Raw genomic sequence first — 20,885 nt, forward strand, 5'->3', positions numbered from 1 at the left:
GGGTAAGGTTATGAGAAACTTCCTTCTAGCGCGCCTGCTCCAGGCGGGGCTAGTGGCCATCGTGGTCGGCGCCTTGTGTTTCGTGCTCATGCGCGTGCTGCCCGGTGACGCCGCCATGCGCATTGCTGCCGGCCGCTACGGGCCGGATGCACGGATTGCCGAAGCGGCAGAAAAGGTCAGGCTCGAACTAGGCCTCGATCGGCCGCTTGCAGCCCAGTTCCTGGAATGGCTAGGCAGCCTCTTGCGCCTTGACCTCGGACATTCGCTCGTCACGGGTTCGCCGGTCGTCCATGAGCTGAAGGTGCAGCTCGGCGCTTCCGTGTGGCTTGCCGCATCGGCGCTCGCGCTATCGCTTCTCATCGGACCAGTCATTGGCCTCTTCTCGGGACTGAAGGCGGGCGGCGCGATTGACCGACTGGGCTTGGCGGGTGCGGCAATTTTCCGCGCCATTCCGCCGTTCGTGCTGGGTCTGATGCTGATGCTGGTCTTTTCGAAGCAGCTCGGCTGGTTACCGCCAGCCGGTTTTGGCTCGCCGCGTGAGATGCTGCTTCCCGCGCTGACGCTCGCACTCGGGCTTGCGGCCATGTCGAGCCGGGTGATGCGCAACTCGGTCGCTGCCGTTGCTAAGGCACCCTATTTCGCCTTCGCCCGATACAAGGGGCTGCCGGAATCCGTTGTCGTCCTTCGGCATGGGCTTCGCAACGCCGCCATCCCTGTCGTTTCCTATACCGGACTGCAAGCCGTGTACCTCGTCGAAGGCGTCGTCGTCGTGGAATCGCTCTTTGCCTATCCGGGCATCGGCCACGCGCTGGTCCATGCGGTTGTCGAACGGGATATTCCCATGGTGCAGGGGACGGCGTTGCTGATGGGGCTGATGTTCGTCGTCATCGCCACCATTGTCGACCTTCTGACGCAGTGGCTCGATCCGCGTGTGAGGAGAACGGCATGAGTACGACCGACGAGCTGTCCATTTCTCGGCCGGACCGGCGACTGACCAGGGGGCGCATGTTCGGCGCCGGCATTCTAAGCCTGGTCGGTGGCTTTGCGTACATCGGGCCGGTGCTCATTCCTGCCGATCCTGCGGCGCAGGATTTTAGCGCCAGCCTCGCTCCGATCGGCGGCGACTACTTGCTCGGAGCCGATCATTACGGGCGCAGCCTCCTCGCGCGTCTCGCCCACGGCGCTCGTCTTTCCTTCGGCCTCGCACTCCTGACCATGCTCTCGGCCGCGATCCCAGGCGTTCTCTTCGGTCTTGTCGCCGCCTGGAAAGGCGGCTGGACAGAACGGTTCCTGGAACTGACGGCCACAATTGTGCTGGCACTGCCCGGTTTGATGCTGGTGCTCCTGCTGCTAGCCTTCGCGCCCGGCAATTATGGCCCGCTGTTCCTGGGCCTGTCGCTTACCCTGTGGGTAGAGTTCTATCGTGTAACGAAGGCGACGACGAAGACCATCCTCGCGCAGCCGCATATCGAGGCGGCGCGCATGCTCGGCTTTGGCTCGCGCTACATCCTTGTCAACTATGTCTTGCCGGTGATCGCACCGATGATCGCAACGCTTTCGGCCTTTGCTATGGCGACGGCGATCATCGCCGTGTCGACATTGAGCGCCATCAGCGTTGGGCTGCAGCCTCCCACGCCCGAACTCGGCAGCATGATCGTGGAGCTCTTGCCGTATTACGCGGAGGCGCCGGTGCATGTGCTGCTGCCGGCATTGCTGATCTTCCTGCTCGTCCTCGGCCTCCAGCTTCTCGCACAGGGAGATCATCCATGAACGTGCGCCCCGGAATCCAGGAACTTTCCATAGCCGCACTCTCCGTGGAATGGGGCGCAGGGCGGATCGTTTCAGACGTCTCCTTCACGGTCGGCAGAGGGCGCCCGTTGGCGTTGCTCGGCGAGAGCGGGTCGGGCAAGTCGCTTGTGGCGCAGGCCATTATGGGAAATCTGCCGACCGAACTGCGGGCCACTGGAAAGGCGCTGCTCGACGGTGTTGATCTCTTGGCTGGTTCGCCGCCCGAACGACGCGCGCGTTGGGGACGCAGTATCTCGCTTCTCCCTCAGGAACCGTGGCTGGCGCTCGACCCAACAATGCGAATTACGCCGCAAATATCCGAGGTCCACCGGTTTGTGAAAAAGAAGAGCCGAGGGCTGAGCCGTTTGCTGGCTAGAGACAATCTTGCCGAAGTCGGTCTTGGACATGCCGGCCAACTCTATCCGTTCGAGATGTCGGGTGGAATGTCCCAGCGCGCCGCAATCGCGATCGCCCACGCGGCCGAGAGCGATCTGTTGATCGCTGACGAACCGACGAAAGGACTTGATGTGGCGCTGCGTGATTCCGTTACCGCGCGGCTGCGGCAAGAGGTCGAGCGGGGACGTTTGCTGCTGACGATCACCCATGACGTCGCGGTTGCACGGGCGCTGGGCGGAATGGTAGGAGTGATCCTGGACGGGCGGCTTGTTGAATACGGGCCTGTGGAAAAGCTGCTCGCGGCGCCAGCGCATCCCTACACCCGCGCATTGGTCGGCGCCGATCCGGCAAGTTGGCATCGACAGAGACCGACCGCCTCGGGTGGGCCGGTACTTGCCGGGCGTCGATTGGCGAAAGCCTTCGGAGAAAAAGTGCTGTTTTCTGAACTGAATATTGAGATTCGTGCCGGCGAGATCGTCGCGATCGCCGGCCAGAGCGGTTGCGGCAAGACCACGGTCGGAAACATTCTGCTCGGGCTTACGGCAGCCGATTCAGGCACCGTCGAACGGCAAACGGGTGTTTCGCCGCTAAGATATCAGAAGCTCTACCAGGATCCGCCCGCCGCTTTCGCGCCGCGTCAAAGCATTCGCAAGGGACTGACCGATCTGGTCACATTACACGGACGCGATTGGATCGATGTAGAGAGACTACTTGCCCGGATTCGGCTGTCGGCAAATTTGCTCGATCGCCTGCCAAGTGAGATCTCTGGCGGCGAGCTGCAGCGCTTCGCCATCCTTCGGGCGCTTTTGCTCGACCCAGTGTTTCTGTTTGCGGACGAAGCCACGTCGCGCCTCGATCCGGTCAGCCAGAAGGACGTCATTGAATTCCTGCTCGAAATCGTCCACGAGACCGGCCTCGGTGTGTTGCTCGTTACCCACGATCGCCATCTCGCCGAGCGCGTATCGAGTCGGATCATTGATATGGGCGAGGCTAGAGAAAAGTAAATCGCCAGCATCAGTGTAACGCTCCGCGCGGCATATCCGCTGCTGCGGGCAGGCTAAGGTGTAGCCACGTCGTCAGCGATGAGGTGAGGTCCGCGTTTGCGGGAGCAGTTACTTCGCCGCGAGTCGCCGGTCGAGCGCGTCGAGGACCCGGCGGGTCAAGGCGGGGTAATCTTCGTCGAAATGGTGGCCGCCTTCGATGGCGACCACGTCGACGCCGGAGGATTTCAGCCCCGGACAGGCGTCGTCTTCCTCTTCCGTGCCGTAGATGCATTGGACCAGCGACGGATCGATCGCCCTGACATCATCGACCGGATCGCCCGCGCTCGCCTCGCCCTCGGCGCCGAACCAGCCAAGGACGGAAATCTTGAAATCCGCCCGATGTGACATAGCCATCAGCGTCACCTGGCGCACGCGCGCGCGGGTGGCGGCGGGCAGCAGGTTATAGGTGCGCGGCAGGATATCGGCACCGAAGGAATAACCGACCAGCAGCACGTTGCGGACATTCCAGCGCTTTCGATAATAGCTGATGATCCGGGCGAGATCGTCGGCGGTCGCCTGCGGCTGGCGCTCGGACCAGAAATAACGGAGAGAATCGATCCCGACCACCGGCACACCCTGCTGCTGCAGGGCATTACCGACCTCCTTGTCGATGTCGCGCCAGCCACCATCGCCAGAATAGATCACGGCCACGGTGTCGCGTGACGGTTTCGCGTCGAGGACGGTGAGCGGCAGACCGAACGGGTTGTCTGTTTCGTCGCCCTCCTGCAGATATTCCGAGAGTGCGCCGGACAGGGCGGCATAGGCGTCGTCCTCCGTGTCCGTGGTCTCGATGTCCGGGTGCTTGTCGACCAGCGCGGCGACATGTTGGCGCCCCTCGGCGGACGCCGCGGGTGAGAACGTGACGCTGACCGGGTCCGGCAAGGGTCCGTCGGTCAAGCCATAGACCAGACGATCACCCTTGCGGGTCTTCTCGGCCGGCGTGCAGAGCTGCCTGGTCAAGGCAATGCCCTCTTCGGGATCGACTGCGAGGGTCTTGCCGATCGTTGCGGCGGGAGATTGGGCGGCGATAGCCAGCGCCATGGCACCGCCAGCGCCGACCCCGGCGACGACCGGCGGCCGGTAGGCACCGCTAGCGGCGGCGCGCTGAACCTGCTGGCTCAAGGATTCGATATCCGAGACGGTGTAAATGCACTCTCCGTCGTCCTTGGCGAGCGCTGCCAGATAGGCCTTGAGATCGATGCCGACGACGAGTGCATTCTCCCCGGAAAGGGAGCGCGCAACAGCATCTTCCTTTTCCGTCCAGCCGTCCGCGCCGGAAAGCAGCACGACGAGCCCGGATGCGTCCTGCTTCGGGAACAATATATGCGGCGACGGGATCATGCCGGTGTCGAATCTCGCCTCTTCGGCCGCTGAGGGGAGGCTTGCCGCCGCAGCAATCAGCGTCGCCAAGGCAGCGCCTTTCCAGATTCTTGTCATGCGGATCATTTCTTGATCACTCCCTTGATGCCGCCACCGATCAGGAACGTCGCGTCCATCAGCGCGAGGATCGGATTGAGACCGCCGCTCGCCGCCAGATAGCGCGGCTGCCAGTGCGGGTGGAACTTCGACTTGAAGGCGCGCAGACCTTTGAAATTGTAGAAGCGCTCGCCGTGCTCGTAGAAGGTCCGGCCGGCGCGATCCCAGACCGGCGCCGTGCTGCGGGAGGACATGCCGGAAAGCGGCGCCATGCCGAGATTAAAGCGCCGGTAGCCTTGCGCCTTGAGGTATTCCATCAGTTGAGCGAACAGGAAGTCCATCGACCCGCGCGGCGCCTCCGGGGAGAAACGCATGAGGTCGACAGAGCCCTCTACCTTATTGGCGGTGACCAGTATGTTGGCGAAGGCGACGATGCGCCCCTCACACTTGAGGATCGCAACCGGCTGCGTCACCAGATATTGTGGATCGAAGGCGCCGAGCGAGAAGCCTTTCTCCCGGGCGCTGTGATGGTCAAGCCAGGCATCGGAAATAGCGGCGAGCTCCGGCAGGATCGCCGGTACGTCCGCGGGCTCCACCACCGAGAACTCCAGACCATCGCGCTGGCCCCGGCTTACCTGGTGGCGCAAGGTCGCCCATTTGCCGCCCTTCATCTCGAAGCGCGTGAGATCGACCTCTGCAAGCTCACCGAGGCGGAAAGCCCTGAGGCCTGCATCGGCGTAATAGGCAAGGCCGCGCGGCGAAATCTGGTAGAAGACGGCACGGCAGCCATTGGCGCGGGCCGTCTCGATGAACTGCCAGATGAGGTCCGGCCAGGCCTCCACCGGGCCGACGGGATCGAAAAGCGCGATCCACGAGCGGCCCCAACGGCCGTACATGATGAAGGCGCGGCCGTCGGCAGAGAACATGATGCTCTTGTCGCCCATCCGCACGAGATTGGCGTCGGACATGTCCTGCGTCTCGACGATGGCGAGCGCCCGCTCCATATCCTCGTCGGAGGCAGGCGCGATCGCAGTCGCGGCCGGACGCATCAGGCTCCAGATGGCCACGGCGGTCGCGCCGATCGTCACTCCGAGCAGCGCGCGAAGACCGCGCGGCGCCTCCGCCGAGAATTCGAACTGCCACCAGAGTTCGTGGCTGTACTCGACGTTGCGATAAACGAAAAGCAGGACGACGAAGGCACCGAGGCAGATGACGCCAAGGGCAGTAAGCCAGGGCAGCGTCAGCGCCTGGCCGAAGAGCGAAGCCGGACGAACGAAGAGACGGCGGCTCGCGAGCAGTCCGACAAGGAAGAAGGCGAGCATGCCGGCCTCTCCGAGCGCTACCGCCTTCACCAATGAGAGCAGGAGCGCCGCGAGCGCGATCACGATCGCCGCCCACCAGGCGCCATCAAGCCGCAGCGCCAGCCCTCGCGCCACAATGAAGAGCGCCAGCCCGAGCAGGCTCGCGAGGAAATGCGCTCCTTCCACGATCGGAAGAGAGACATAGTTCGCGAGGAAGGCCAGATTCTCGTCCGGCGTCGGCGTCACACTCGACAGCACCAGCATGAGGGAAAGCACCAGTGCAAGCGTGGCAAGCAGAAGCGGCGTCATGCGGCCGCCGGCTCGGCGCAGGCTGGAGGCGACCGGATGGCCGGCAAACTGGCGCAGCTCGATTCCGACGATGGCGACGATCGCGATCAGCAGCGGCAGCACGTGGTAGATGACGCGATAGAGGACGAGCGCACCGAGCACCGCGTCGACATCGGCCGCTTGCCCGAGTGTCGCGACGATCACGGTCTCAAAGACGCCAAGGCCCGCGGGCACATGGCTGAGCACGCCGAGACCGACTGCGACGGAATAGATCGCAAGGAGAGCCGGCCAACCGATCGTTCCGGCCGGAAGTAGGACGTAAAGGACAGTCGCGGATGCGGCGAGGTCGAGCGCCGTCACCAGGAACTGTCGCGACGACGTTCTCGAATCCGGCAGCCGCAGAGTGAGGCGGCCGATGTGGACTTCATGGGCGCTGCGCGCCGCGACCATGATCGCGAGCATGCCGGCAAGAACGACGACGGCTATCGTCCTGAGCCAAAAGGCATCGAGCCCGATGAGCGGTGCGACATACTCGCCGACCGCAAGCAGACTCAGGCAGGCGACTGCCGCGAGGCCCAGTCCGAAAGCGAGCGTAACGAATGCGATGACGCGGGCAATCTCGTCCGGTTCGAGCCCGAGACGCGAATAGGAGCGATATCGGATCGCGCCGCCGCTCAGCGCCCCGAAACCGGCTGTGTTGCCGACCGCATAGGCGCAGGCGGCCGTGAGCGCGACATCGGCATAGGGCAGCTTGCGCCGAATGTAGTCAAGGGCGCTGACGTCGTAGAAGGTGAGCGCCAGGAAACTCAAGCCGGTGAACAGAATGGCCGCAACCACTGAACGCCAGCTCGTTTCGGCCAGTGCCGAGACGACGTCGTCATATCGGACCTCGGCAGTCAGATGGAAGATCGCGGCACCGAAAAGAGCAATCAGGACGAGCGTGCCGATGGCGGAAAGATAGCGCTGGTTGCGCCTCAGCAACGGCCGCCACCCGGTTCCAGCCATTTGCGCCTGATTTGCTTCAGCCCTGCCTGAGAAAAACGTCATGAATAGTCCTCCCGCTCACCCGTGGCTAACCGCATCGGTCGGGTGACGGTTTGCCTCGCGGTTCGAGCATTGAACAGCCGTTTGATACCGTCGGCGAGCTTCTCCATGTAGAGATAGATCACCGGCGTGACGAAGAGCGTCAGCGGCTGCGAGACGAGCAGCCCGCCCACCACGGCGACGCCGAGCGGCTGGCGCAATTCCGCGCTGGCGCCAGTGCCGAGCGCGATAGGCAGCGTGCCCATGAGCGCGGCGAGCGAGGTCATCATGATCGGCCGGAAGCGCATCAGGCAGGCGCGGTGGATCGCCTCTGCGGCAGGCATGCCGGTGCGCTGGAAAGACAGCGCCACGTCGATCATCATGATCGCATTCTTCTTCACGATGCCGATGAGCATCAGAAGACCGATCACCGCGATGATCGACAGGTCGAAGCCCCCGAGGCTGATCGCCAGCAGCGCCCCCGAGGCTGCCGAGGGCAGGCCGGAGAGGATCGTCAGCGGATGGATGAAGCTCTCGTAGAGAATGCCCAGGACGATATAGATGGTGAGGATCGCTCCGAGGATGAGCCAGGCCTGGTTGGACATCGCATCCTGGAAGAGCTGTGCCGTGCCGTAGTAGCGCGTCGTGACCTCCGACGGCATGCCGATTTCGGTCTTCAGGCGGCTGATCTCGTCGACGCTGTTGCCGAGCGCCACGCCGGCGGGGAGATTGTAGGAGATGGTAACTGCCGGCAACTGCCCAAGCTGGTTGACGGTGAGTGGCCCGGGAGACGTGTCTATGCGGGCAAATGCGCCAAGCGGCACCAGCGTGTTGGCGGCGGTCGGCACCTGCAATTGCGCGAGCGCGGCAGGAGACCAGTTCTTCGCCGGATCGAGCTCCATGATGACCTCGTAGCTGTCGCCCGAGGTGTAGATGGTCGAAATCTGCTCGGAGCCGAAGCCGCCATAAAGCGTCGAGCGCAGCACGTCTGCCGTGATCCCGAGTGCGGCGGCCTTGTCGCGGTCGATCACGAGCTCTGCCTGGGGCGCATTGTTCTGCAGATCGGAGTTGACATCGGTGAAGAAGGCGCGGTCCTCGCGCATCGCTTCCGTCAGCTTGTCCGCCCACTCGTTCATCAAGCTTTGATCCAGGCTCTGGACGACGAGCTGGTATTGGCTGGCGGAGCTGCGTGCGCCGACGGAGAGGTTCTGCACGGGCGTGATGTAGCTCCGGATGCCGGCAATGTCGCCGAGTTGCGATCGCAGTTCGGAAAGGAGCCTGGGCAATGCCGGCCGTTCGCTTGTCGGTTTCAATTCGACGAAGAGTCTTCCCGAATTCGAGGCCGAGGAGCCGCCCGTGCCGACCGAACTCGCCACATGGGCGACATAGGGCGAATGCGCAAACACGTCTTCGACCTTGGCCTGCAGTGCCGACATCGCCGCGAAGGAGATGTCCGGCCGCGCCTGCGTCGTCACCTGCAGCTGGCCGATATCCTCCTGCGGAAAGAAGCCCTTCGGAGTCGTCCTCACCTGGTAGATCGTCAGACCGATGGTGGCGAAGAAGAGGATGAGGACGGCGAAGCGATGGCGCATGCAGAACTTCAGGAGACGATCATATCCGCGGAGCATCGCCTCAAAGCCGCGCTCGAGCCGCGCATCGAGCCCATGCCTTTCCTGATCATGCTTGGGCATCTCCGGCAGGCGTGCCGCAAGCATCGGCGTCAGCGTCAGCGACACGAATGCCGAGGCGAGAATCGCGATCGTGACGACCACGGCAAACTCGTTGAAGATCTTGCCGATCACGCCGCCCATCAGGAGCACCGGGATGAACACGGCGACAAGCGACAGCGAAATCGCGATGATCGTGAAGCCGATCTCCCTTGAGGCGGAGATCGCCGCCTCGAAGGCGCTTTGTCCTTTTTCCTCCATATGCCGGACGATGTTCTCCAGCATGACGATGGCGTCGTCGACGACGAGGCCGACGGAAAGCGTCAGCGCCATCAGCGAAACATTGTCGATCGAGAACCCCAGCGCATACATGGCTGTGAAGGTGGCGATGATCGAGATCGGCACGGCGAAGGCCGGAATGAGCGTTGCCCAGAGCCGACGGACGAAGAGGAAGATCACCAGGATCACCAGCCCGATCGTGATGGCCAGGGTGAGTTCCACATCGTCGACAGCGCCGCGCACGGACTGGGAGCGGTCGTTGAGCATCTCCAGCGACGCTGCCGCCGGCAGGGACTGGCGGAACGATGGCAGCATCGCCTTCACCATGTCGACCACGGCAACCGTATTCGCGTCCGGCTGACGCTGGACGGCAAGGATGATCGCGCGCGAGCCGTCATGCCAGCTCGCGGTCTGAGTGTCCGCAACCGAGTCGATGACCTTGGTCACGTCGCCGAGCCGAACGGCCTTGCCGTCCGCGCTCTTGACGATCAGCTTGGAGAAGGCGGCGGCATTGTCGAGTTGCGTGTCGGCGACGATCGTCATCTGCCGCCCGGTGGATTGCATGGTGCCGAGCGGCGAATTGTCGTTTGCCGCCGCGACGGCCGTCTTGAGAGCGTTAAGCGAAATGCCGCGGGCGGCGAGCGCGTCGGGATCGATCTCGATGCGAACGGCAAACTGCTGGCTGCCGAATATCGAGACTTCCGCGACGCCGTCGAGCGTCGACAGCGCCGGCGAGATCACCTGCTCCGCCAGCGCGTCGAGTTTGGTGAGAGGCACGGTATCGCTCTTCAATGCGAGCAGCAGCACCGGCGCATCCGCCGGGTTCACCTTGCGGAAGCTCGGCGGCGAGGGCATGTCCTGCGGCAGCGTGCGCAATGTGCGGGTAATGGCCGCCTGAACGTCGGCGGCAGCGGCGTCGATATCGCGGCTAAGTTCGAACTGGATGGAGATCGAGGTGGAACCGAGGGCGTTCGTCGTCGAGATGCTGTCGATTCCCGCGATCGTGTTGAACTGCTTGATGAGCGGCGTCGCGACGGAGGTCGCCATCGTCTCGGGGGAAGCGCCCGGCAAGGTGGCGGAGACGTTGATCACCGGAAAATCGGTCCGCGGCAGCGCCGCGACCGGGAGCACCGTATAAGCAAAGAAGCCTGCCGCCACGAGTGCCAGGGACATCAGCAGCGTGGCGACCGGGCGGCGAATGCAGAATTCGGAGATGGACATGACCGTTTTCCGTCTCTTGCGGCGAACCTCGCTTCGACCGCGGCTTCAAAATATCGGGGCGGACGGGTGCTGTGCCCCGTCGCGCTGGCCGAAAGTCACTGCTGCTCCGCAACCCGCGCCTTGTCACCGGCCATGAGATTGTTCTGGCCCTCCGTCACCACCGTGTCGCCCGCCGCAAGGCCTGAGGTGATCGCAGCCTCCTGGCCGTCATTGGCCGCGACGACGACCGGGCGAACTTCGACCGTGTCTTCGGAGGTGACCCGGTAGACGAATTCGCCTTTTTGGCCGATCTGGACGGCAACGGCGGGAATGACAGCGGCTTGCGGCAGGGTCTTTTGCTCGATGTCGACCTCGACATATTGCCCCGGCCACAGCTTCTGTTCGCCATTGTCGAACTTGGCGCGCATCATCACCGTCCCTGTCGCCGTATCGACGGCGGAATCGATGAAGTCGAGCACGCCCGCGCCGACGACCTTGCCGCTACCGCTCAGCCGCGCCTTGACCTGCGGGGGGAACCGGCGTCGAGCCGCGACTTGAAGCTCTGCAGATATTCCTCCGGCAAGTGGAAAGCGACTTCGATCGGATCGATGGAGGTGATGGTGACGAGGCTCGTCGGCGAGCCGCTGCCGGAAGTGCCGACGAGATCGCCGATCGTCATTTGGACGGCACCGAGCCGGCCGTCGATCGGTGCACGAATGCTCGTATAGCTGAGTGCCACCTTGTCCGCGTCCACAGTCGCCTGATCGGCGTCGACGGTCGCCTTGGCGGATTGCTGGGCGGCGAGCGCCGTATCATAGGCCTGCTGCGTGCCGCTTTTGTCGTCGCGCAGCGTTCGTGCCCGGTCGAGTTCGATTCCGGCATCGGTCAGGATGGCCGTGTCCTTCGCCAGTATGGCCTGGTCGCGGTCGAGTGCAGCCTTCAAGGCGCGGTCGTCGAGCGAGAACAAGAGATCGCCCGCCTTGACCATCTGACCGTCCTTGACATGGATCTCGGTGATCTGGCTCGAGACGCGAGCGTTGACCGTCACGGTCTCCGGAGCGTTCACATTGGCGAAGGTTCTGACGACGACGGGAAAGTCCTGCGCTTTCACTTCGGCGACTTCGACCGACGCTCCCCGAGGGCCGCCGCCGGATGATTTGCTACCGCTGGACCGCAGTGTCGAACCCTGTGCACCTGAGCCCTGTGGATCGGTGCTGGCGCCGTCGCCGGTGGCGAGAAGTGCCGGCACCTTGGCCGCGAGCGGCGCGATCGCTATTCCGCCGAGCATCGAGCCGAGAGCGACCATGGCGATGACAACACGGCTATACATTACATGCACTCCGCTTTTCCGGGAGCGAGGCATGAGGAGATCATGCTCATTCCCTTCTATGATAAGGACCCGGTTCCATGAATTCAGAGGCTCGCGCCGAGCCCACAAAGCTGTGGACACCCGCTGCATCTCAGAAGAACTGGGTCGGCAGATCGAGGGGTTAGGTGCAGCCCGCATGTGCGGGCTGCATATGCTGGAGTCCCTCCAATCCAAGACAACTAACGAGCCCCGGGTTCGGGCCCGTTAGGAATGAGCCTGCGCCTGGCTTACGCGTGGTCGAGAGGCAGTGCGACGAAACGGGTGGTGCCGCCCGACTGGATCCGCACCAGCGCAGCAGACTTGCCTTCCTTCCGGAGCGACATCAGGTCCTGGCGGAAATCCCTGGCATTCGACACCGCCTTGCCGCCGACGTCGAGGATGATGTCGCCAGCGGAGAGACCATGCTGTGCGGCCTCCCCGTTCGGATCGACGGCGACGACGACCATGCCTTTTTGGTCGGTACCGGCGACCTTGCTTGCCGGAGCAATCAGAAGACCGAGATTTTGCTCGTTGGGCGGTACGCTGCCGCTGTCGTTCGCCGCGACGACCTCAGGAGGTCGATCGGCGGGCATCGTGCCGAGTGTCAGCGAGATGTCCTGCATTGCGCCATCGCGGAGCACGGTCAAAGTCGCTGAACTGCCTGGCGCCATCTTGCCGATCTTCTGCGCCAGTTCACGCGGATCGTTGATCGCGGTGCCGTCGACGGCGGTAACGACATCGCCCGGCTTGACGCCGGCCTTCGCCGCCGGGCCATTCGGCTCTGCCTCGTCGATGAGCGCGCCCTTAGCCTGCTTCAGGCCGAGGCTGTCGGCCATATCCGGGGTGATCTGCTGTTGTTGGATGCCGAGCCAGCCGCGCGTGACATGGCCCTTGTCCTTCAATTCGGCGATCACCGCCTTCGCCGTATCGGCCGGAATGTCGAAGCCGATGCCGACCGAACCTCCGGACGGCGAGAAGATCGCCGTGTTGACGCCGATGACATCGCCATTGACGTCGAAAGCCGGCCCGCCCGAATTGCCGCGATTAATCGGCGCATCGATCTGGATGAAATCGTCATAGGGACCGGCGCCGATATCGCGCCCCTCGGCGGAAACGATGCCGGCCGTGACCGTGCCGCCGAGACCATAGGGATTGCCGATGGCGATTACCCAATTGCCGACACGCGGGCGCTCGTCGGCAAAATTGACATGCGGAAAATCGCTGCCCTCGACCTTGATCAAAGCGAGGTCGGTCTTCGGATCGGTACCAACGACCTTTGCGCTGTAATTCTGCCCGTCATTGGTCGTGACCTCGACCAATTTGGCATGATCGACGACATGATTGTTGGTCACGGCATAGCCGTCCGCCGAGATGAAGAAGCCGGAGCCCTGCCCGATCATCACCCCGCTTCCACCGCCACTATCGGGAGAACCGTCTTGACCGTCGTCTGCGGTCTGTTGCGTTCCATCAAGCTCCACCCGCACGGAAATGACCGCAGGCTTCACCCGCGCGACGATGCCGGCAAAGTCGCCCGGCTCGGCTGCGGCTGGCGGCGTCGCCGCCTGCGCGGCGGCATTCCAGCCGAGCGCATTAGGATGGTGCAGCGCGACGGGTTCCATCACGATCGCTGCGAGGCTCAGCACGGAGACGGACGAAAGGGCCGCCAGAGCCGCCGTCAAGCGGCGAGCCCGCGAGTTCTTGGTTTTTACAGATCTGGCCATGACGTGTTTCCTTCTAGTAAGTCGAAGTTGCCGATCGCGGCTGTCAAGGGTGATGCAGACGGTATGCCAGATACTAGATGATTGATTTTACGTGATGTTTTCCGAGTGATTCGCGAGTGGCAGTGGATATCAACCACTCGGATCGGGCTAATCCACCACTCGCGTGGCATCGCCTCCGGTAAAATCGATGACGACCCGCGTTCCGCGGTCGCTTGCGTGGACGGTCACAACGGCCCCGAGCTTCATCGCCATCGCCTCTATGATGAGTTGTCCAAGCCCCGTGGAACCCTCTGCGGAACGCGATCGGCTACCTGTTCCATCGTCCTCGACGCAAAGGCGAATATCGCTTCCGGACGACGCATGCAGAGCCACGCGAACGGGACCGTTCCCGGAGGCGTATGCGTGTTTCATCGCATTGATGATCAATTCGGTCACAATAACGCCCACCGCTACCGCACGGTCCGGGTCAAGCACGACCGGATCGGCCGCAAGCGAGAGCCAGCCTTCCTCGTTCGCGGAGGCGCCAATGTCGGCGACGAGCGCATGGAGATAGTTGTCGAGCGCGACTGTGCGCACATCGTCCGACGTATAGAGGCGTTTGTGCACCTGGGCGACAGCAAGCACGCGGCCATAGGCGGAGGCGAGAGCTCCCTTTACGTGCGCATCATGGCTCACGTCGCTTTGCATCAGGAGGAAGGAAGAGACGAGTTGCAGACTGTTGCCGACCCGATGGTTCACTTCGCGAAGCAGCACGGCTCTTTCGGCCGCGAGCGACTCGAACCGATCACGCGCGGCGCGGACCTCCGCTTCCGCCGCCTCCTTCTCGCGCCGCAGCTTCGCCTGAGCCAGGGCACCTTCAATCGCGACCCGCAACAGCGCGAGAAACTCGCCCCCGACATCCTTGATGACGTAGTCTGCCGCGCCTGCCTTGAGTGCGGCGATCGCCACACGACCCTCGTCCGAGCCGGTCACGTATACCACCGGCGGAGCTTCAGGATCGACGCGGATGGAAGCGAGGGTCTCAAGCCCATCCTGCCCCGGCATGTAGTGATCGAGCGCCACGACATCGATCCCGCCTGCGCGCAAGCGGCGAAGCCCCTCCTCGCCTGTCGTTGCAAGCTGGACGCTATAGCCGTGCCGCTCGAACTCCTTGCTGACCAAGCGCCGAAGGGCGGGATCGTCGTCTATGTAAAGGAGCCGGATGGGCGCCATCACGAATTCTCCGCCACTTGTATGACCGAGAAAAAGAGCCCCAATTGCCGGATGGAATGGGCGAAGCTTTCATATTCGACCGGCTTGGTGATGTAGACGTTGCAGCCAAGATCATAGCACCGCTTGATCTCGTCCTGATCGTCCGTTGTTGTCAAAATCACCACGGGCGAGCGCTTCAGATGCTCGTCTGCCTTGATGCGTTTCAAAATGTCGACGCCTGACATGTCGGGCAGGTTGAGGTCGAGCAATATGAGCAGTGCCCGGCCGGCATGCGCAGTTCCCGCGCCATCCCGGCCGAACAGATAGGCAATCGCGCTCGTGCCGTCGCGGAACGCGACAATGTCGTTGCGTACGCCGGCCCGCCTAATATTTTTCTCTATGAGGCGCGCGTGGCCCTCATCGTCCTCAATCATCACGATCGTGACGTGCGTTGTCATGGGTTTTTCTCCGGCAAAGCGCCCGGTGCGTGGCGCGGCAGCGTCATCGTGAAGGTGCTCCCGCGGCCAGGGTCGGAACGGACGGTAATGGCGCCGCCAAGGCGGCGGACAAGAGTGCGTACATATGTGAGGCCAATTCCCTCCCCTGGACGGTCCTGGGGCCCTGACCGGCGGAATATCTCGAAGATACGTTCGCGGTCCTTCGGGTCGATGCCGCGTCCGTTGTCGTTCACCTCGTAGACGACCTCCGACGGCATCGCCCGACCAGTCACCCGGATCTGGCCGGGTGTGTCGTCGCGAAGGTACTTCAGGGCGTTCTCCAAGAGATTGGCGAAAATCTGCTCGAGAGCAAGGCGGTCGCCGACGCATGGCGGCAAGGACTCGATGATGATTGAGGCCCCCGACTCCTGCGCCTGGTAGCTGAAGCCGTCGGCCGCTGTTCGGGCCAGCTCCGTCATATCGATCAATTCCAGGCGGAGCTCGCGGCGGCCTTCGCGGGTGAGCTTGAGAATGGCCTTGATCAGCCGATCCATGCGCGTGATCGAGCTCTTGATAAAGCCCAGCGCTTCATCGAATTCGTGCGCAAGCCGCTCATCCGGTTCGGAATCGACTTCAGGGCGTGCTCTGAGCAAGGAAATGCGTCCAAAGAGCTCCTTGCGTAGGACCTCCAGCTCACCTGTAAAGCCCATGATGTTGACAAGCGGGGAGCGCAAGTCGTGGCTTACGATGTGGGCGAAGTGCTGGATTTCCTCATTGGCTTGCCGCAGTTCGGCGGTGCGTTTCGCAACGGTTGCCTCGAGTGACTCGTTTGCCTCTTCCAGCGCCCTCTGGGCAGTCTTCAGCCGTCCGGTCGAGTGACGCACCAGAGCGACCGAGATCGCGGCCAAGGCAATGATCAGCGATGCCCCGAAAAGACTCGCGACCAGGAGCAAATGCGCCGTGCTCTGCGAAGCGCCGATCGCTTGTGAAAGCAACTGCTGTTCGTGCCGGACAAGCTGCGCAACATTTGTCCTAATGTCCTCGGCTCGCGACTGCACCAACGCATCACTTCCAAGAGAGGGGGAACGCTCGAGCTCGCCGCTTTCCCGTTTGGCAACGGCCTCTTCGAGAAGAGCGAGTTCCGCCGTTACGGCCGCGTCGAGCTTTGTGACAAGCGGCAGACGGCTTTCCTTCCCCACATTACCAGATAGCGCCGCCTTCGCTTCAGCCAGTGCAATTTTCACCGCCTCCAGGTCGGCGAGAAATGCGTCACGATAACGTTCAGCTCCGGTAAGCAGCAATCCGCGCTGATCGCTTTCGGCCCGCCAGATCTGACCCTGCAAGTCAAGAAGTTTTTCCTTGGCGTTGAGGGTCCAGATCACCTGCCTGGAATCACCGCGCGACTGGGCCACCAACCATACGGATGTTCCGCTGATCATCACAAGGATCGCGAAGCCGAGCGCGAGAAGGAAGGGTTGGCTGGCGGCGAGAGAAGGAGAATATCTCGACATCATGTTGGCACTCCCCCTTCAAATCCGCGCGATTGCAAGCTGCCACGGCTCACTGTTGATCGAGGTCGGGCATTACGCACAGCAAACATGTTCCACAACGGTTCCACGATCAGGACGGCGCGACGGGGCCTGTTTCCAACCGGCTGCTATCCCCGCTCCTATTATCGTCTTGCGCTCTTCCGAATTCGACTCCTTTCGCCTCCACACCGAAGCCGGCCAGAAGCACAACAGCGACGGCGACGACGCCGACGACCATGGCGAGGGCGAAAGCATAGTCACCGTTGTAGTGCTCGGCGAGCCCAGCCTGCAGAGTTGCATTGGCGGAGGCGAGGAGGTTGCCTAGTTGATAGGTGACGCCCGGGAACGTGCCGCGGATTTCGTCGGGCGACAGTTCGTTAAGGTGCGCGGGGATGATGCCCCATGCGCCCTGGACAGCGAACTGCATGAGGAACGCGCCGAGCGCCAGCAGCAGCGGACCGGATGAGTACACCCAAAGCGGAATAACGGGAATGGCAAGCAGGGCTGCGAACACGATAGCGCGCCGGCGGCCCATCCTTTCCGACAAGAGGCCGAAGGTGATGCCGCCAAAGATCGCGCCGATATTGTAAACCACGGCGATCGCTCCAACGGTCGTCGTTGAGAACTTTTGCTGCACCTCGAGGAAGGTTGGATAGAGATCCTGCGTGCCGTGGCTAAAGAAGTTGAAGGCTGTCATCAGGAGAATCGTATAGATCGCCAAACCCGCATGCCGCCGCAGTGTGCGCCACAAGGCGCTCCGATCGGGCTTTTGGCGGCGCGCCAGGAAGACGGGCGATTCGTCGATATTCGAGCGGACATAGAACACGATGAGCGCAGGCAGCACGCCGATCATGAACATGCCCCGCCAACCGACCAGCGGAAAAAGCAGGTAGAAGGCAAGAGAGGCGAGGAGATAGCCCGCCGGGTAGCCGGCCTGTAGGAACCCGGAAACGAGGCCGCGAGTCTTCGGCGGGATCGTCTCCATCGTCAATGACGCCCCAACGCCCCATTCACCGCCCATCGCGATGCCATAGAGCGCTCGCAGAATGATGAGCATGGTCAAGGTCGGTGCGAAGCCGGACGCGAATTCAAGTGCCGAATAGAGGAGGATGTTGACCATCAGTACCGGCCGGCGGCCAAAGCGGTCGGCAGCGTAGCCGAAGATGAGCGCTCCCAAGGGGCGCATGGCCAGCGTCAGCGTGAGAGCGATGGTGACCCGTTCAATGTCTGTCCCGAATTCCTCAGCCACATATTTCATGACAAAGACAAGGATGAAGAAGTCGAATGCGTCGAGCATCCAACCAAGAAAACTCGCGACGACGGCGTTGCGCTGCGGCGAAGTCAGGGAGCGCAGATCTGATAGTATGGGCATGTTTTCCTCCTGGTTAGGCGGTTCGCGGCGGCACTGAGTTGGTGCGGCGTCGCTCGCGATCATGTGACGCAGACCCAGCGCGCCGGTTTGTCCAGGATGATGGCGCGCATCTTTTTTGCCTCATTAGCGCTGCCGCCGTGGACCAGGATCACCAATCAAGGAACGGGCCAACAGCCCGATTGGGGCTTTCGATCAGCTTTTCCAAGCAAACCCGCATCGCCGAACCTTTACGGTCCCGCCTGCGATGGTTTTCGGATCTGGGCCACTTCAGCCAATTGGTGGTTTTCAACCACCTCTGTAGGAGGTAGCGTAAACAAACCACAGCCAGGATCGCGCAGCCGCCGAAAGTCGAAGTACGATGAGTGACGAGCTTCTGATCATCGAGGACGACGCCATGCTAGGCATCGACCTCAAACGATATTTCGAACGCGTGGGCTGGAGGACGCGCCTCGTCCGCAGCCTCGAGGAAGCGGGCTCTTTCGTCTTCGGATCTGGCTATGAAGGGCTCGTCGTGCTTTCGGATCTGCACTTGCCCGACGGTAACGCGCTCGACCTCTTGGAACGCGCCCGCGGCGAGGGCGACAGCCGCGAATGGATATTCCTCACCGGCTTTGGCGAGGCACCGGATGCGGAGCGAGCCAAGCGTCTCGGCGCCTTCGACTTTCTGACAAAGCCAATGGATCGCGAGCGGCTCGAGCGCATCGTTGCCGCAGCGCGGCGCGGCGCGCGCGCCCAGAGGCGGATCGCCGACGAAGCTTCGCAGCAGCGCAATCGCTACATCCCGGCCGCCTTCATCGGTCGCAGCAAGGATGCCGCGCGCGTACGCGATACACTTGAAAGGCTGTGCCAAATCCCGCTCAGCAGTGTCATCATCTCGGGGGAGACCGGCACCGGCAAAGGCCTTGCGGCGCGGATCCTGCATCACAGCGGCACGCGCGCCGACGGCCCCCTCGTCGAGGTTAACTGCGCAGCCTTGCCGCGCGACCTCGTGGAGTCCGAGCTTTTCGGCCATGAGGCCGGTGCCTTTACCGGAGCGAAAGGCAGCCATCGCGGCTTCATGGAACAGGCGAGCGAAGGCACACTGTTTCTCGACGAGATCGGCGAACTCGATCTCGACCTTCAGGCAAAACTCCTCAAGGCGCTCGAAGACAAGGCAATCCGCCGAGTCGGCGGCGAGCGGATGATACCCGTCGACGTGCATGTCGTGGTGGCGAGCAACCGAAATCTGCCGGAACTCGTGGCCGAAAAAGCCTTTCGGGCGGATCTCTATCACCGGCTCAACGTTTTCCAGCTCGATCTGCCTCCATTGCGGGCCCGCAAGGCGGACATCGACGAGATCGTCGACGGTCTCATTCGCGAGTTCAACGCGATTGCCGGCAAGCGGGTTAAACGCGTTCCTCAATCCGTGCACGCGCTCCTTGCCGCATACGACTGGCCCGGAAACGTCCGCGAACTGCGCAATGTGGTGGAGCGGTCGGTGCTTCTTTCCACCGGCGAAGAGCTGTCGGGCGAGTGGTTGCAGATCGCGCCGGGCGGTACCCTCGCGAAGACGATGGCTGCAGGCGACGTCATCTCTCTTCCGTTGGACGGCTCCATGACGTTCGATGCGATGGAGAAGTTGATAGTGGAGTCGATCCTGCAGCGCGAAGGCTACAATGTCCTGGCGGCAGCGCGGAGGCTTGGCCTCACGCGCGAAACCCTGCGGTACCGCATGGCTCGGCATGACCTGCAGCGGCAGAACGCGCCGCGCTGAGCGCCACGCAAGCCACCGATGAGTGGTGGATATCCACCTTCCACTCTCCTGTCCCACCCCAATAGCTTAACCCAACCAAAAGCTTAGCTCTCTGGCGCGGCGCTTGCTTCCATTGCTGTGGCGGGCCATTCCGGTTGCCCGCGCGCGGTAGCCGTTGAATGGAGGCAAATCGGTGCCGGCCATTCCGACAGAACACTCGCCCGTATATCAGGAGGCTTCGATGCATTTGAGCCAACTTCACTACCTCCCTCTTCCTGCGCCTCTTTTTTCCGCCCTGGCGCTGTCGTTCCTTGTTCTGGTGGCGCTGATTCAGCTCGGAGTGCTGCAATATGCGTATACACGCCTGGGCATCAGCGCCCGTGCTGCGCTGCTCCTTCTCCTCGGCTCCCTTCTCGGCAGCTACCTCAATCTTCCTTTGGCGGAATTGCCTGGTCAGGAAGTCCTCTCCGGCCGAGTGGTGGATTACTTCGGCATGCGTTACGTCGTGCCAGTCTTCGTCGATTGGCCTGGGACCATCATCGCGGTGAATGTCGGTGGGGCGCTCATCCCGACATTGATGTCGATCTATCTGCTTTCGAAAAACGGGCTGTGGGGCCGCGGCTTGCTGGCGACCGCCGTCGTCGCCGCCGTCTGCCACTGGCTCGCTCGACCGGTGCCCGGCCTCGGCATTGCGTTGCCGGTGTTCGTTCCCGCGATCAGCACCGGTCTCGTGGCTCTGCTGCTTTCCCGGCAACATGCGGCGCCGCTTGCTTACGTCGGCGGCAGCCTCGGCACCCTCGCCGGGGCAGACCTGCTCAATCTCGGAAATCTGCGAGGTCTGGGCGCTCCCGTCGCCTCGATCGGTGGCGCCGGAACATTCGATGGGATTTTCGTCACTGCGATCCTTGCCGTGCTCATCGCGAGCCTCTCGCGCGGCTCGCCGTTGAGCCGGCTGTCCTCAGCCGCGACAATGCCGGAAGCGCCCACATACGGACCCCCTGAGGCTGGTGGTCGTCACCCATGACCTGGGCGCAATCACCAAGTCAGAATGGGCTGGGCGACGTGAATAAGGCCGAACTCTCAACGGAAACGGGGTGTTGCTGCACTGGCACGTGGCTTGCTTGATGATATGGCAACCCTACTACCGACAGGAG

14 protein-coding genes and 1 pseudogene are annotated in these 20,885 nt (G+C 62.7%); 5 read left to right on the forward strand and 10 right to left on the reverse strand.

What is annotated here, in order from left to right:
- Nucleotides 1-10: 10 nt before the first annotated feature.
- Genes USDA257_RS27385 through USDA257_RS27395 form a run of 3 tightly spaced genes read left to right on the forward strand, consistent with a single transcriptional unit; the run spans nucleotide 11 to nucleotide 3,188 of the window.
- Nucleotides 11-949 (forward strand): ABC transporter permease, encoded by a 939-nt coding sequence (locus USDA257_RS27385; protein ID WP_014766239.1) that lies wholly within the window; start codon nucleotides 11-13, stop codon nucleotides 947-949.
- Nucleotides 946-1,770 carry an ABC transporter permease gene (locus tag USDA257_RS27390; RefSeq protein ID WP_014766240.1) on the forward strand — a complete coding sequence of 275 codons (825 nt, stop codon included), beginning with the start codon at nucleotides 946-948 and terminating at the stop codon, nucleotides 1,768-1,770. The genes USDA257_RS27385 and USDA257_RS27390 overlap by 4 nt, the downstream gene beginning before the upstream one ends.
- Nucleotides 1,767-3,188, forward strand: coding sequence for an ABC transporter ATP-binding protein (locus tag USDA257_RS27395; RefSeq protein ID WP_014766241.1), 1,422 nt, complete (start codon nucleotides 1,767-1,769; stop codon nucleotides 3,186-3,188). The genes USDA257_RS27390 and USDA257_RS27395 overlap by 4 nt, the downstream gene beginning before the upstream one ends.
- A 108-nt stretch (nucleotides 3,189-3,296) precedes the next feature.
- Here USDA257_RS27395 and USDA257_RS27400 read toward each other — a convergent pair whose 3' ends face one another.
- The 10 genes and pseudogenes from USDA257_RS27400 to USDA257_RS27440 all read right to left on the reverse strand — a co-directional run bounded on the left by USDA257_RS27400 (nucleotide 3,297) and on the right by USDA257_RS27440 (nucleotide 17,999).
- Nucleotides 3,297-4,673: a virulence factor family protein gene (locus USDA257_RS27400; protein WP_014766242.1), complete on the reverse strand. Its 1,377-nt coding sequence runs from the start codon at nucleotides 4,671-4,673 to the stop codon at nucleotides 3,297-3,299.
- A complete protein-coding gene (gene mprF, locus USDA257_RS27405; RefSeq protein WP_014766243.1) occupies nucleotides 4,670-7,279 on the reverse strand; it encodes a bifunctional lysylphosphatidylglycerol flippase/synthetase MprF in 2,610 nt (869 codons plus the stop codon). The genes USDA257_RS27400 and mprF overlap by 4 nt, the downstream gene beginning before the upstream one ends.
- Nucleotides 7,276-10,422: an efflux RND transporter permease subunit gene (locus USDA257_RS27410; RefSeq protein WP_014766244.1), complete on the reverse strand. Its 3,147-nt coding sequence runs from the start codon at nucleotides 10,420-10,422 to the stop codon at nucleotides 7,276-7,278. Before USDA257_RS27410 ends, mprF begins: the two co-directional genes overlap by 4 nt.
- A 95-nt stretch (nucleotides 10,423-10,517) precedes the next feature.
- A complete protein-coding gene (locus USDA257_RS38455) occupies nucleotides 10,518-10,880 on the reverse strand; it encodes an efflux RND transporter periplasmic adaptor subunit (protein ID WP_269845035.1) in 363 nt (120 codons plus the stop codon).
- A gap of 29 nt (nucleotides 10,881-10,909) precedes the next feature.
- Complete coding sequence (locus USDA257_RS38460; RefSeq protein WP_269845036.1) at nucleotides 10,910-11,731, reverse strand: efflux RND transporter periplasmic adaptor subunit; 822 nt, start codon at nucleotides 11,729-11,731, stop codon at nucleotides 10,910-10,912.
- A gap of 266 nt (nucleotides 11,732-11,997) precedes the next feature.
- Nucleotides 11,998-13,470, reverse strand: coding sequence for a trypsin-like peptidase domain-containing protein (locus USDA257_RS27420; RefSeq protein ID WP_014766245.1), 1,473 nt, complete (start codon nucleotides 13,468-13,470; stop codon nucleotides 11,998-12,000).
- Between the two features lie 147 nt (nucleotides 13,471-13,617).
- Nucleotides 13,618-14,682: a sensor histidine kinase gene (locus USDA257_RS27425; RefSeq protein ID WP_014766246.1), complete on the reverse strand. Its 1,065-nt coding sequence runs from the start codon at nucleotides 14,680-14,682 to the stop codon at nucleotides 13,618-13,620.
- Entirely contained in the window at nucleotides 14,682-15,119 is a 438-nt protein-coding gene (locus tag USDA257_RS27430; RefSeq protein WP_014766247.1) for a response regulator, read from the reverse strand. The genes USDA257_RS27425 and USDA257_RS27430 overlap by 1 nt, the downstream gene beginning before the upstream one ends.
- Nucleotides 15,088-16,612, reverse strand: a pseudogene (locus USDA257_RS27435) (sensor histidine kinase). The gene USDA257_RS27430 and the pseudogene USDA257_RS27435 overlap by 32 nt, the downstream one beginning before the upstream one ends.
- Nucleotides 16,613-16,718: 106 nt before the next feature.
- Nucleotides 16,719-17,999: an MFS transporter gene (locus USDA257_RS27440; RefSeq protein WP_014766249.1), complete on the reverse strand. Its 1,281-nt coding sequence runs from the start codon at nucleotides 17,997-17,999 to the stop codon at nucleotides 16,719-16,721.
- Nucleotides 18,000-18,357: 358 nt separating this feature from the next.
- Between USDA257_RS27440 and USDA257_RS27445 the strand changes: the two genes are divergently transcribed.
- Nucleotides 18,358-19,752, forward strand: coding sequence for a sigma-54-dependent transcriptional regulator (locus USDA257_RS27445; RefSeq protein ID WP_014766250.1), 1,395 nt, complete (start codon nucleotides 18,358-18,360; stop codon nucleotides 19,750-19,752).
- 220 nt (nucleotides 19,753-19,972) lie between these two features.
- On the forward strand, nucleotides 19,973-20,755 hold the full coding sequence (locus USDA257_RS27450; RefSeq protein WP_014766251.1) for a DUF1614 domain-containing protein: 783 nt from the start codon (nucleotides 19,973-19,975) through the stop codon (nucleotides 20,753-20,755).
- Nucleotides 20,756-20,885: the final 130 nt, after the last annotated feature.

The organism is Sinorhizobium fredii USDA 257, from assembly GCF_000265205.3.
Taxonomy (GTDB): Bacteria; Pseudomonadota; Alphaproteobacteria; order Rhizobiales; family Rhizobiaceae; genus Sinorhizobium; species Sinorhizobium fredii_B.